Annotated in this window: 8 protein-coding genes; all 8 read left to right on the top strand. The window is 39.2% G+C overall.

What is annotated here, in order from left to right; all coding sequences use genetic code 11:
- Positions 1 to 62 precede the first annotated feature (62 nt).
- Positions 63 to 3149, top strand: coding sequence for a glycosyl hydrolase (locus tag ASL11_RS15510; RefSeq protein ID WP_162261649.1), 3087 nt, complete (start codon positions 63 to 65; stop codon positions 3147 to 3149).
- A 121-nt stretch (positions 3150 to 3270) separates the two neighbouring features.
- Positions 3271 to 5922, top strand: coding sequence for an alpha-L-rhamnosidase (locus tag ASL11_RS15505; protein ID WP_056615859.1), 2652 nt, complete (start codon positions 3271 to 3273; stop codon positions 5920 to 5922).
- A gap of 140 nt (positions 5923 to 6062) precedes the next feature.
- Positions 6063 to 7703 (top strand): sensor histidine kinase, encoded by a 1641-nt coding sequence (locus ASL11_RS15500; protein ID WP_056615856.1) that lies wholly within the window; start codon positions 6063 to 6065, stop codon positions 7701 to 7703.
- A complete protein-coding gene (locus tag ASL11_RS15495; protein WP_056615853.1) occupies positions 7696 to 9333 on the top strand; it encodes a response regulator transcription factor in 1638 nt (545 codons plus the stop codon). Before ASL11_RS15500 ends, ASL11_RS15495 begins: the two co-directional genes overlap by 8 nt.
- Before the next feature lie 27 nt (positions 9334 to 9360).
- The gene (locus tag ASL11_RS15490) at positions 9361 to 11058 is read left to right on the top strand and encodes an extracellular solute-binding protein (protein ID WP_056615850.1); all 1698 of its coding nucleotides are present in this window, start codon (positions 9361 to 9363) and stop codon (positions 11056 to 11058) included.
- A 193-nt stretch (positions 11059 to 11251) separates the two neighbouring features.
- Positions 11252 to 12928, top strand: a complete 1677-nt coding sequence (locus tag ASL11_RS15485; RefSeq protein WP_056615847.1) for an extracellular solute-binding protein — start codon at positions 11252 to 11254, stop codon at positions 12926 to 12928.
- A gap of 72 nt (positions 12929 to 13000) precedes the next feature.
- Positions 13001 to 13912: an ABC transporter permease gene (locus tag ASL11_RS15480; protein WP_056615844.1), complete on the top strand. Its 912-nt coding sequence runs from the start codon at positions 13001 to 13003 to the stop codon at positions 13910 to 13912.
- A gap of 14 nt (positions 13913 to 13926) precedes the next feature.
- Positions 13927 to 14811: a carbohydrate ABC transporter permease gene (locus tag ASL11_RS15475; RefSeq protein ID WP_056615839.1), complete on the top strand. Its 885-nt coding sequence runs from the start codon at positions 13927 to 13929 to the stop codon at positions 14809 to 14811.
- Positions 14812 to 14830: the final 19 nt, after the last annotated feature.

Here is a 14830-nt window from a genome sequence, read left to right as displayed (position 1 = left end):
TTATTTGTGTAAAATGAAAAATAGCCATAGCTTATTCAAGTAATTAGATGGAGTTGATATCGTTGAATATTAGCAATTTAAAGAAAATGTTTGAACAACCTCCAGTAGAATATAAAGGAGTACCTTTCTGGTCATGGAATGATACACTCGAGCAGGATGAACTTGATACCCAGGTGAAAGGATTCAAGGAACAGGGAATGGGAGGATTCATGATGCATGTTCGAGAAGGTCTGGAAACGCCCTACTTGAGCCATGAATTCATGGAACGTATAAAGCAAACCGTAGAGACAGCCAAACAGGAATCCATGCATGCATGGTTATATGACGAAGACCGATATTCATCTGGCATGGGCGGGGGACTCGTGCCGAAGATGGGCGGAGATGAAGTTCGTGCTAAGGCACTTACTTTAGAAGTAGATGTCCAATTTTTGTACAGCGACTCAATTGTTGCAGTTTATATGGCTGAAGTTCAAGGCAATGAAATCATACATTTTGAGCAAATCGGGCCAGCTTTAGCTGAGCCACTTACAAATGGCAACGTTTATTTGGTTTTCCGCCGCGAGATAGCTATTGCAAACGAATGGTGTCATGGAGATTCATATACAGATAATTTAAATCCAAAAACGGTAGAGTTGTTCATTCAATCAACATACGAGGTTTACAAGGATGCTGTAGGTACCGAATTTGGCAAAACAATTCCTGGTATTTTCACTGACGAGCCTTCTATGCGTGGCTTTGGCCAAAATCGAAGCGCCTATGCGTGGACGCCATGGACGGACTTATTTCCTCAGTATTTTAAGGAAATGTGTGGTTATGAGCTATGGAGTGTGTTGCCCTATCTATTCTTCACTGGTGAGAAATCTGCAAAGACAAGACACGACTATTGGAGAACGATGACTCAAATGTTTACTCATTCTTACACCAAACAATTAGGGGATTGGTGTCAGGAAAATGGCATTCAATTTAGTGGTCATTACCATTCTGAGGGCAATTTGGTATCTTCAGTGCAGACTTCAGGTGCAGTCATGCCACACTATCGATACATGGATATTCCTGGTGTTGATACGCTGTGTGAGCAGACCGATGAAAGCCTTACGATTAAACAAGTAGCAAGCGTAGCTAATCAATATGGCAAAAAACGTGTTATTACCGAAACGTATGGCGTCACAGGGTGGGAGCTTACTTTCGAAGGAAGAAAATGGATGGGTGATTGGCAATTCGTCCTTGGTATTAATTATTTAACTCACCATCTTGCACTCTACTCACTGAAGGGTTGCCGTAAAAGGGATTATCCACCAAGTTTTAATTACAATACGAATTGGTGGGAATATAACCATATTCTTGAGGACTATTATTCAAAATTAAGTGCTGTTCTCAGTCAGGGTAAGGTAGTTCGTGACGTGCTTGTAGTTCACCCTGTATCAACTGTATGGGCGATGCTTGGTATTGATGTGAATGGAAGATGGGGCAATTCCGCTGGCAATCATGACGAACTACAAGCATTTAATCGTCAATTTAATGAATTTATTGACCTAATGCTTGCTGCTCATTACGATTATGATCTTGGTGACGAGACTATTTTGCAAGAAACAGGACAGATTATTGACGGAAAGTTTCATGTCAATAAAGCAGCATATGAAGTAGTTGTGTTGCCTTCGATGGTTAATATATTCGGCAGCACGGTAGAGCTTATTCGACAATTTATCGATGCAGGTGGAAAAGTTGTAGCAGTAGGAAGTCTGCCTAATCTTGTAGATGGTAATGTCTCGGATGAGGTTCTTCAGCTGTCGGCGCATCCCAATTTCATTCATGTTAGTGAAGCAGGAGCTGTTCCATTTGAACTTGAAAAGATTTTGGATCGAAAAGTTAGCATTAGGGACCGCAAAATGAGGGAAGCCGACACTTTCTTATATATGCAAAGGCAGATGGATGATGGGCAAGTCGTGTTTGTTGTAAATAAAGATCGCACTGCTGAACACGTGGTTGAAATTCAGCTTGCCGGGTACGGGGAAGTAGAAATTTGGGATCTCCTTAGTGGTGATATTAGTCGAGTTGAAACCCAAAGAGTAGATGGTCGAGTGTGTTTTAAACAAACATTTGGTCCTACAGATTCCAAATTGTATGTGATGAATAACACCATAAGACCAGTTGAAGTTATACGTACTGATAATTGGATGTTCAATCCACCTCAAGAGCAAAAAGGGGAAATAGTAACAGCTCTTGGGCCGGTAAGCTTGTTTAGCCGTACAGCACCTAATGTACTAGTGTTGGACAAATGTCGCTATCAAAATGAAACAGGCGATTGGTCCGAAGTGACAGACGTTTGGCAAGCACAACGGGAGATTCGATCATCACTCGGAATGCGCCAGGTTTACTATAATGGTGGTCTGCAACGGCATCTCTGGATTCACCAGGCGCATGAGCAGGATCATGCACAAATCACTTTTGAGTTTACAATCGATGTGTCTGATGTGCCAGAGAAAGAAATTTATCTTGTTGCTGAACAAGCGCAGCGATTTGAGGTAAGCTTAAACGGCCAAAAGGTAGATCATGAAGTAACGGGTTGGTACTTGGATCGTTGCATGGGAACAATTAAACTTCCTACATTAGTTAATGGTCGAAATACACTATTGCTTACTTGTTCATATACGCATGAAATGGAAATGGAAGACTGCTATTTAATAGGTGAATTTGCATTAGGATCTGATCGTCAGATTATTAAGGAGCCTGAAATGCTCAGATTCGGAGACTGGTGTCTCCAGGGCTATTTGCACTATTGTGGCAGTATAATTTATCATTTGAAATATGAACATTTTGACTTAGATGAATGCCGTATGATTATGGAGTTAGGTGATTTTGCCGCAGTAACAATTGTCGTCCGGGTAAATGGCAAGGAAGTTGGACATATTCCTTGGCGTTCAGCTAAAAACTTAGATGTTACCGATTTTCTGAAACAAGGTCAGAACTCGATTGATATCGAGATTGTTGGAAGTCCTCGTAATATGCTCGGCCCATTGCACCAGGCAGGAACGGCATATGATTGGAAGGAATGGTGGGACTATCGACGCACTGGGCAGGAATATACGCCGGAATATGTAACTGTTCCTTATGGGTTGATGAGTCAAATTCATATGTATAAGAAGCTTTAAGGCCGTCAGAATGTATAAATAATAAAAGGCTCAGTTCGCTCTTTGCGACTGGGCTTTCTTTCTTAAGAATTCGAGATATGTATATCTTTTAGAATCACTGATTGGAAAAGGAGAAAAACAAATGAGACCAATTTTCTTGAAAATAAAAAACTTTGCTTCACCCCTGGGGATTACTGCGAGGAAACCGATATTTTCTTGGCAGCTTCAAAACAAGCAGAAGAATGAGCACCAAATAAGATACAGAATATTAGTGGCTGAAGACCTACATTCCCTAGCATTAGCTCAGAATCTAGTGTGGGATAGCGGTATAATTACTTCCTCGGAACAATTGGCTGTGAGTTACGCAGGGTTACCACTTTGTAGTGTCAAAGACTATTACTGGCAAGTGGAAGTATGGGATCAGGAAGGGCATATTTCATGTAGCGATGTTTCACCATTCGTTACTGGTTACTTGGAGGATTCATGGAAAGCTAAGTGGATCGGTAACGGACAAAGTAAGCCATTCTATACCCGTCGCTCCTTTGAAATTAACTCAAAAGTGAAAAAAGCCTATGTTTTAGTTTCCGGTCTAGGGCATTTTAATTGTTATATGAATGGCAGTAAAATAGGGGATCATGAGATGGATCCGGGATGGACGAACTACCATAAGTCCATACAGTATACCTGTTTTGATGTGACAGATAATCTGACTCAGGGTTGGAATGTTATAGGTATACATGTTGGCAACGGTTTTTTCGCTGGAGACAGCGGGAGTAGGCACTTTTACACGATGGACAAAGGTTATGAGCCATACGGCAGTCAACTTATGACTATAGCTGAATGCCACATCGAGTATGAGGACGGAAATCGTTCGACTGTACATACGAATGAAGAAGGTTGGCAGGTGAGGAATAGCGCAACCACGCTAGCTAACGTATATGGATCTGAAAATTTTGATGCTCGTCTATACCCACACAGCTGGTCGCAAGTAGGTTATAACGATTCGGATTGGCAGAAAGCAGTGATTTTGAACCCTCCTATTGGAAAATTGGTTGTGCAAAATCAACCTGCTATTACTGTGAAAAACATCTACCATGCCATTCAAATTAACGAACCGTTACCTGAGGTTTTTGTATTCGATTTAGGACAAAATATGTCAGGCATGTTTGAAATTTATGTTAGTGGTTCAGCAGGTACCAAAGTTACGATTAAACCAGGTGAATTAATGAGGGAAGACGGAACCATCGCGACACCTTGGGATATAGTTACCTACTCCGAGTATATACTGGAGGGGACTGGCGAAGTTGAAGTATGGAAACCTGATTTCTCCTGCTATGGAGCAAGATGGATACAGATTGAAGGTTGTACACGAGATGTAGAGAAAAAATATAAGCCATTTATACATGATGTAAAGGGGCATTTCGTTACATCAGACTCGGTCGATACAGGTGAACTGGAAACCAATGATCCCAGAATCGGAAAGCTTGCAGATATCATTACGAAAGCGATTGAAAGCAATCTGCAAAGTGTTCATTCAGACTGTCCGACGATTGAGAAGTTAGGTTGGATTGAAACCGCTGGCCTAATGGGACCCTCCATTATGTATGTGAAGCACGTCGAAGATTTATGGCTCAAGATTGTGCAGGATATGATAGAAGCTCAAACGGATGAAGGACTTATTCCTGATATTGCACCTGAATACTCTAAATTTGAAGGGGGATTCCGTGATTCAATTGCATGGGGAAGTTCTATTTTGACCGTCCCCGACTTGCTGTTAGAGACATATGGAAATGAAACAGCGATACAAATGGCTTATCCGGCAATGAAAACCTATATGGCTTATTTGAAGTCGAAAGAAGTTTATGGTGGTCTGATTAATCATGGTCTTGGGGATTGGGGTATTCATCCACAAACGGGTGGTGATTATATCGAGAATGTGGAGTCTGCGATTTATTATGAGAATTACCGGCTAATGGCGAAATTTGCTGAACGACTGGGAATTCCTGAAGATGCTAATTACTATTTGCAAGAGTCAGAACGAATACGTAAGGTATACAACGCACTATTACTTAAGACGGTTACTTGCTTCGGTCAAATTCGCACTGTGTATTGCAAAATTGACGGCAAGTTCGATCCTGAGAATCAAGTTATTCAGGCAATGCCGCTGTTCTTCGGATTAGTTCCTGAAGCCAATCGAAAGGAAGTTGAATTGACTCTTCATAAAACCGCCTCTACACGGCAAATACATTCAGGAGAGATTGGTCTTAGGTTTTTATTCGGAGCACTCTCAGCGACGAAACGCAATGATATTGTGTTTGATATGATGATGCAACCAGAGCATCCGAGTTACATACGATTCGTCGAAAAAGGAGAGACAGCACTGCCGGAGTTTTGGACAGATGATGCACGTTCACGTAATCATGATATGATGGGACATATATTGGAATGGCTTTACAAGGATTTACTAGGTATCTCATCAATCTCCGGAGCCTATAAAGAAATTAGTATTGCACCGTACCTATGTGAGAAACTTCACCATGTGCGCGGCAAATATCATTCAGTCAGAGGATTAATTTTAGTCGATTTTTCACATTCCAAAGAGAAAGTCAGCTTATCTGTGAGCATTCCAGCTAATACTTCCGCACAGGTGCGTATCCCTATTCTTGGGATAGGAGCATTAGTGTTAGAGAATGGTTATCCAATTAGCCATGATGTTGTGTATGAAGGTGGATACTATTATACGATAGTTAGAGTTGGTTCGGGCAGCTATCATTTTGAAACCTGTTTTAAGTAAGTTATTAGGAGGACATCCTTATTCGCTATCGAAAATTTCAGCTAAAATCAATTTTTAGTAAGTTAATCATCAGTTTTATTATTGCTATCATACCTATCTATGTGTTCAGCCTTTATTTATATTATTGGGATATATCACATATGAAGAAATACATTACTGAACAATCCATGGAACAATCAGATTATTACCTTAAAAATTTAGAAAATACAATTAATAAAATTTCCTTAATGCAGTTTGAAATGTTAACAGACCGTTACGTTAATCAAATTGCTATCGGCTATGATAGTCATGATTCATATGCGAGAATACAGGCAATTCTTTCTGTTCAGTCAAGACTGCAGTCAATCAGAAATATGAGTCCCATTGTGGAAGATATAAAATTATATGCACCTAAAGAAAACATAGCGTTATCCGCGGTGACTGGACTAGGCGAATTTGACACCCAAATGATAAATGAGAAGAATTTAAAGCACCCATCCCAAATTGTGTATAGCAGTGGGAAGCTTTATATGACCATTTCAGATCTATCTCCAATAACAATTGATCCAATGAAAGAGACACCAACCGTAATTTTAGAAATAGAATTATCGATTCCTGAAATTGAAAATGACTTAGTTCAGTCGAATATTAGAACATATAGTGGAATTGTGATTCTAAGAATAGGTGATCAATATCAGTTTACTTATGATAGTAATGGAGAGAATCAATTTGAACCATTTCTAAAATCAGAGAGTGAAGGTAATTCTAATCAATTACAACTTTCAGAAGAAAGAAATATTTCAGGGAAGTCTTACATGGTCATTCAGGTTGCCGCATCTAAAGATAACAAGCTGCTACTCCAACAGTTTATTCCAAAAGATGTAATTTTCAAGCAAGTGCATAGAAGAGCCATTTGGTTCTGGATTTTTACAGTATTGACGTTCGTCGCTATTTGTTTTTTTCTTGCTTACAACAATAATACGATTCACCGCCCGCTGCTTCAAATGGTACGTGCGTTTAAACGGGTGGAAGAGGGGAATCTGGAAACGGTCATACATCATAACCATCAGGATGAGTACAGATACCTGTATGAACAGTTTAACTGGACTGTGGATAGTCTTCGGCATTTAATAGATGAGCAGTACAGAAAAACCATCTTGCTTCAGACTGCAGAATTAAAGCAACTGCAATCTCAAATTAATCCTCATTTTCTGTATAACAGTCTTTTTATCGTTGTTCGAATGATCAAATTAGAGAAACTGGAAGAAGCAGTTATTTTTGTTGACCAATTGGCTCAATATTTCAGATTTGTCACTAAAAACTCAAGTGATATGGTTATTCTGGAAAATGAGGTTCAACACGCTAAAAATTATGCAAATATCCAACAAACACGTTTTAACAACCGAGTGACACTCATTTTTGGAGAAGTACCTGAACGCTTCAAGCCTAGACTGGTCCCCCGACTCATTATTCAACCGTTGATTGAGAATGCTTATATACATGGGATGGAGGACAAGCTGGATAAAGGTGTTTTGTCTGTTACTATTGAACTGAACGATCAACAACTTAGAATATGCGTTGAAGATAATGGGGATCGTGCAGAAGATAATTTGGCACGCATTCATGCATGCCTGAATACCGATGATTCTTTTGATAAGGAAACAACAGCTATTCGCAATGTCGACCGGAGACTCAAATCTGTATTTGGTCCAAATAGTGGATTGAATGCTTCTATAAGTCGTCGATATGGGGGGATTTGTATTTGTATTATCATTGAGGGGGAGGATTTATCACATGCATAAATTGCTGATTGTTGATGACGAGCCTTATATTCTAGAAGGTTTAGTTGAGTTGTTCACTGAAAATGAGCAACTGGAGCTTACAATATTTAAGGCATCATCCGCTTTTGAGGCGATAGCAATTTTAGAGCGTATCCGTATGGACATTGTGCTTACTGACATTCGAATGCCACAAATGTCAGGCCTTCAATTACTAGATCAAATTAAAATGCGTTGGCCGCGCTGTAAAGTGATTTTTCTTACGGGACATAATGAATTTGATTATGTTTATCAGGCAATTCAATATTCGGATGTGCGGTATGTGTTAAAAGCAGATGGCGATTCACTAATTCTGGAAAATGTCTCACTTGCCATTAAAGACGTTGAAACTGACTTACTCATGGAAACGCTAACCGATAAAGCGGATATTTATTATAAAATGCATATTGAGCACATGAGAACGTTGTACATCACTGATTTGATGGAAGGTTCACTCAAAGTGAGTGATATTAATCAACAACAGTTCAAGGAACTTTCTATTTGTTTATCTGTCAATCAACCCTTTATTCTTGTATTGATTCGTATGGATGATGCTGAAGGTATGTCAAGAACGGAAATAAATAACCAATTTGTTTCAATTCAAAATGTAGCTCATATGCTTCTAGGCTCATTGACTGAAGTTGTGAGCAGTATATACAGCCCGTCCTATATTATTGTTCTGCTTCAACCGAAAACTCAGATGAACCTGAGTTGGGAGCGTGCATGTTCATTTGTTGGTGGTACGCTAGAAACATTGTTGAAAACTGCTCAGATGTCATGGAGAGCTCCGCTGTCAGTTGCTTGGCTTAACAAATCATCGCTAATAGATGAACTACCTCAACACTTTTCTTTTTTAAAGCTGTTATTGATGCAGTTTTACGGTGAGAGGGGAATGATATTAACGGATGCAAACGATCACTGGGGATCACTAAATCATCAGAACTTATCTGATGCGATCGAGGGACATGTCTTAATCAAAAAGGCTGGGCAATTACAAAATCATTTGGAGACAAGACAGCAAGAGGCTTGTTTAAGAGTGATTGCCGAGTTTAAGGAGGCCTTACATGGACCGATTGAAAAGGATAACACATTTGTCTTTGAACTCTTTTATCTGCTGGGGCTAGGTTTTAGTTCGTTATATACGAATTTGGAAGAGAGAGATCGAAGTGTACATTTGTCATTGCTAACAAGATGGCAAGAACTGTTTTTACAAGGCAAATGGGAGGCTGTTTGGGATTATGCGAAGGAGATGACAATTTTCCTGTTTGAGTTAAACAGAGAACAGATGGGGAAGGAAAAGGAAAGGGCGATATACCAGGTGAAACAATATATTAATAAACATTTGGATGGCGATCTGACTCTTATTCATCTTGCTGAACAGATCTATTTAACGCCTGAATATTTGTCGCGGCTGTTTAAACAAACGGAGGGAATGACGTTATCGGATTACATTACAAATCTTAAAATTCATTCTGCTAAAGAAAACCTTAAAAACCCTGCTCTTCAAATTCAGGAAGTCGCGAGCCAATTAGGTTTTACCACTGCAGGCTATTTTAGCAGATTTTTTAAAAAAGTGGTCGGTATAACCCCACAAGAATACAGGAACCGCGCTTAGCAAATGAACGGGCGAAAGGGGAATTGAATGACTAAATTTAAGAGTATGTTTGTTTGTCCAACAATTGCTGCTTTTTTACTAATTTTCATCGTCGCTTGCTCGAACAGTGGTGAAGAAGCTACAAGTTTACCAACCAATACTACAAACGCCGACACCAATTTGAAACCGAATACAGATATAATGGCAAAATATGATCCGCCAATTACTATAAAAACAATCTTTGAAGTCAATGTGGCAATAAAGGAACAATATTCAGATTTAGGTTTGAAGAATAATTTATGGAACAAGGCAATGAAAGACGAATTAGGTATTAACCTTGTGTATAAATGGATTACTCGCTCTACTGAGCAATCATTGCAAAAAGTTTCAATAGATATTGCTTCGGGTGACCTACCGGATATTTTTAACGTTAATATTGAGCAGCTGGCTTTACTGTCCAAAGCGGAGTTGATTAATAAAGATCTTGGGCCTATCTATGATCAATATGCGTCCCAATTGACAAAAAGTATCATGAAACAGGAAGGCAATTCAGCTTTTCAAGCGGCAATGTCCGATGGCAAGCTCACTGCCATTCCCATGACGAACTCTTCAGGTGATGCTGCTTCCTTCATGTGGATACGCAAAGATTGGCTGATACAATTAAACCTTCAAGAGCCGAAGAATTTAAATGAATTGCATGAAGTGATAAAAGCATTCGTAAAAGCAGACTTAGGTAAAACAGGCAAACCTGTCGGACTTATGCTGAGTAAAGATTTCTTACAACAAGGCGTAGCTGAAGCTATCGGAATTTTTAACGGATTCCATGCTTATCCGCAAACCTGGATTAATGATTCATCAGGGCATTTGGTCTACGGCAGCACGCTGCCAGAAATGAAGAAAGCACTGACTTATCTCCAAACGTTATATAGAGAAGGTTTGATTGAAAAGGATTTTGCAGCCAAGGACTGGCAGAGGGCTACGGATGCCGCTGCAGCAAATCGATCAGGCGTGGAATTTGGTGCTATGTGGAACGCAATGACGCCGTTGCAGAAAACGAAAGATAATTTCCCGGATTCTGATTGGAGGGGATTGGGCATTCTCTCAAGTGATGATCAACCTGCAAAAGCAAAAATTAATTTAAACAACGAAAATTATATCGTTGTGAAGAAAGGATTCGGACATCCAGAAGCTTTGATTAAACTTCTAAATCTTTTCACTGAAAAATCTTTTGGCGAAAATATGGATGAGTATAATAAATTTTATAATGTTAGGGATGGGGTTACAGACCCATTAAAAAACCCTGGCCTTCATTACATGCCTTTCCGCGCATGGCCTACGAAGAAGAATCTACAAGCACACGAAAATGTAGTAAACGCGTTGAAAACGGGTGAGGTATCCAAGTTGACTCCGGAGCAAAAAGGATACTTTGAGAACATTCTTAAATACAAGGCTGGAGATAACAGTATGGCTCAATATGAAAAAGTTTTTGGGGTAACAGGTTCCTATAATGCAATGAAAATGTATTATGACAAAAATCTATTTATGATGGATAGATTTTATGGCTCTCCAACCGAGACGATGAAATCAAAAATGAAAATTATTAGTGACAAAGAAATGGAATACTATACAAAAGTTATTATGGGAGTTGAATCAGTTGATAACTTCGATGTATTCATACAGGAATTGAATAAAATAGGACTGCTGCAAATAACGAAAGAAGTTAATGAATGGAATAACAATAAGTAGAAATTATGGATTTAATAGAGAGAAACAGAGAGCAAACATGCTCTCTGTTTCTCTTTCTTTGCTTTAACGGAAATGTGTAAATTTAAGAAGTCAACAAAGTGTAAGCGATGTCAATAACGTGATATCGCTTACGTATTTGTCATGTTCTATCATTAAGAATGTAAACAAATCACTCATATTGGGGGAACAGACAGTGAAGAAAAGTTTATTAGTACTTAGCACAGTTATTTTAAGTACCGGAATTATGGCTGCATGTGGCGAGAAAAAAGATAGTGCTACAAATAGTGCAACACCTGCAGCAACTGCATCTGCAACTACACCTGCAACTTCTGCAGATCCTAACGCGAAGTATGATCCACCACTGAAAGTTTCAATCGATTTTCAAATTAACGATGCTATGGCAAAGGATTTTAAGGAAGCCGATTGGCCCAATAATCCATGGAATAAAGATTATCGGGATAAGTATGGTATCGACCTGAATGCAACATGGTTTTGTTCAGGGACTGATTTATGTTCTCAAAAGAAGAGTGTTGCCATCGCTTCTGGAAATATTCCTGATATTATGACAGTCAACATTGAGCAATTAGCATTATTGTCTAAAACGAATTTAATTCGAACAGATCTCAAAGATGTGTATGATAAGTATGCTTCAAAACTAACGAAGGATACCGTGGCTGAATCAGGTCAAGCACCATGGGATTCGGCAACATTTGGTGGTAAGGTCTTGGCTATTCCACAAGTAGATTCGTCTATTGATACAGCATCATTCTTATGGATGCGGCAAGACTGGCTGGACAAACTGCAACTTAAAGTCCCTAAGTCATTGGATGAACTTTATAATGTGATGAAAGCGTTTAAAGAGAAAGATCCGGACGGCAATGGTAAAGCAGATACGTATGGTTTAATGCTAAATAAGGACTTCCTTGATCCAGGCGTTGGTGAAGCATTAGGTATATTTAATGGCTTCCAGGCTTATCCTCGTATTTGGTTAAAAGATAGCTCAGGGAAGCTAGCTTATGGTAGTGTTCAACCACAGATGAAAGAAGCACTCATATACTTGAACAAACTGTACAAGGAAGGCCTTATTGAGGCGGATTTCGGCGCTAAGGATTCAGCAAAAGCGACAGAACTGGCAGCAAGCGGCAGAGTTGGCATCGAATATGGTGCAATGTGGAACGCTATGTATCCACTTCAACAAACGAAGGATAATTTCAAAGACTCCAACTGGCTCTCATATGGACTTGTTTCAAATAACAGCCAGCCAGCTAAGCCTCAGATCAAGCTAAATGTACGTGGATATTATGTTGTTAATAAAAATTTTAAGAATCCAGAAGCGTTAGTGAAGTTGTTAAATTACTTTGTAGAAGTAAATCGCGGACCGGATGTACAATTATATGATAAATTTTTTGGACCGAAAGGCCCTGGACAACATCCGACAATTTTCCAAGAGTGGGCAGCTAAGAAAAATTTGTCAGCGCATCTGAATGTTACGAACGCAATGAAATCAGGTGATGCCGCTAAATTGAATAGTGAAGAGAAAACATATTATGACAATATTAAAAAATATCAAGGCGGCGACAACACGCAAGCACAGTTCGAAAAAGTATTCGGTGAAACGGGTTCGTTCAGAATCATGAATGAATACGACAAAAATAATCTGTTCCTTCTAGACAATTTCTATGGATCTCCAACGGATACGATGAAGAGTCGGATGGATACGATCAAGAAAACAGAGATGGAATTCTTTACAAAAGTTATCATGGGTGCAGAGTCAATTGATCATTTTGATGCATTCGTAGAAAATCTTAATAAGCTTGGATTAACACAAATCACGAAAGAAGTAAACGATTGGGACGCTGCGAAGAAATAAATTGAAGCATTAGAAGACGGAGGGAGATAAGTCTCCCTCTACTTCAATTACGAGAGAAATGGAGTTAAGACCATGAATACGACATTTCGAAAAAGAAGAGGTATGCCAAGAGCTGCATTCCACATCATGTTACTGCCGGCAGTAATTCTTATCCTAATCTATAGTTATGGGCCACTTGCTGGTCTTGCAATCGCGTTTCAGGATTTTATTCCAGCTAACGGATGGTTTGGCTCACCATGGATTGGAATGGATAATTTCAAGTATGTTTGGAGTATGCCTGGGTTCATGCAGGTCATGTCAAATACAATAGTAATTGCTTTACTTAAGATTGTTGTAGGAATCATCCTTCCTATCTGTTTGGCAATCATGCTGAATGAAGTGAAGCATATGATATTTAAACGTTCAGTCCAGACGCTTGTATATATACCTTATTTTCTATCTTGGGTAATTTTGTCTGGCATATTGATCGACTTGCTATCCCCCTCAGGTGGATTAGTAAATATTGTTTTATCTCAATTCCATATTAAACCCATATACTTTTTGGGTGATTCAGGTTGGTTCCGGTTTGTTCTTATTGCATCACACATTTGGAAAGAGGTTGGATTTGACACGATTGTCTATTTGGCGGCTATTTTAAGTATTGACAAATCATTGTACGAAGCTTCAGCACTCGACGGCGCGGGACATATGAATCAAATGTGGCATGTTACTCTTCCAGGAATGCGTCCTATTATTGTTCTGCTCACTGTATTAGCTCTAGGAAATGTTTTAAATGCTGGTTTTGATCAGATCTTTAATTTATATAGCCCCCAGGTATACAGTAGTTCGGATATCCTTGATACATTTGTCTATCGGCTTGGTATAGAACAAATGCAGTACGGCGTGGCGACAGCGGTGGGCTTGTTCAAATCCATCATTTCTTTCATATTTATATCTACTTCTTACTACTTAGCTTATAAATTAGCAGATTATCGCATTTTTTAAGGAGGTTACATTCAATGTTGGAACAGCGAACATTTGGGAGAATATCTTTTCTTATTATTAATTATGCTGCACTTGCCATATTCTCACTCACCTGCGTGTTTCCAATTATACACATGCTTGCAATGTCATTTAGCTCTAACTCTGCCGTAACAGCAGGTTGGGTTAGTATGTGGCCAGTTGGTTTCACTTTGGATTCTTATAAGTATATCTTGGAAAATCCCGCCTTCGGTCAGTCGTTCCTAGTTGCAGTTGAGCGCGTGATCTTGGGAGTCTCTATAAATATGATATTGACTATCTTGGCTGCCTATCCATTATCTAAAACAAATCGGCGTTTCCCGATGAGGACAGTTTATGCTTGGTTTTTCGCCTTCACTATGATCTTCAACGGAGGGTTGATCCCCAGTTTTATGGTTGTGAAAGCGACAGGACTGATGGATTCAATCTGGGCTCTTATTATTCCATCAGCAGTTAATGTGTTTAATATCATTTTAATGCTGAATTTTTTTCGGACGTTACCAAACGAGCTTGAGGAGTCAGCGATGATGGACGGGGCTGGCAATTGGCGAACACTTTGGAGCATATATTTGCCTATTTCTAAACCTTCAATCGCAACTATTTTATTGTTTTGCATTATTACCCATTGGAATTCCTGGTTTGACGGTTTGATCTATATGAACTCGCCAAGTCACTATCCATTGCAGACTTACTTGCGCACGGTAATCGTTTCAAAATCATTAACAAATATAAATTCAGCTGATTTGGCGTTGTTAAACAACATTTCGAATCGTACGGTTATTGCTGCACAACTCTTTGTATCCATACTACCGATTCTTTGCATTTACCCTTTCTTGCAGAAGTATTTCGTTAAGGGTTTAACATTGGGAAGTGTAAAAGGATAGTCTTAAGAAACCAGAGTAC

It is taken from the genome of Paenibacillus sp. Soil750 (assembly GCF_001428045.1).
Lineage (GTDB): Bacteria > Bacillota > Bacilli > Paenibacillales > NBRC-103111 > Paenibacillus_E > Paenibacillus_E allorhizoplanae.
This window is presented reverse-complemented; position numbering and strand designations above follow the sequence as displayed.

What these genes read in the sequence shown, in the direction of transcription:
- ASL11_RS15505 (WP_056615859.1), top strand. Translation starts at nt 3,271, where the DNA reads ATGAGACCAATTTTCTTGAAAATAAAAAACTTTGCTTCACCCCTGGGG.
- ASL11_RS15495 (WP_056615853.1), top strand. Translation starts at nt 7,696, where the DNA reads ATGCATAAATTGCTGATTGTTGATGACGAGCCTTATATTCTAGAAGGT.
- ASL11_RS15500 (WP_056615856.1), top strand. Translation starts at nt 6,063, where the DNA reads ATGAAGAAATACATTACTGAACAATCCATGGAACAATCAGATTATTAC.
- ASL11_RS15480 (WP_056615844.1), top strand. Translation starts at nt 13,001, where the DNA reads ATGAATACGACATTTCGAAAAAGAAGAGGTATGCCAAGAGCTGCATTC.
- ASL11_RS15475 (WP_056615839.1), top strand. Translation starts at nt 13,927, where the DNA reads ATGTTGGAACAGCGAACATTTGGGAGAATATCTTTTCTTATTATTAAT.
- ASL11_RS15490 (WP_056615850.1), top strand. Translation starts at nt 9,361, where the DNA reads ATGACTAAATTTAAGAGTATGTTTGTTTGTCCAACAATTGCTGCTTTT.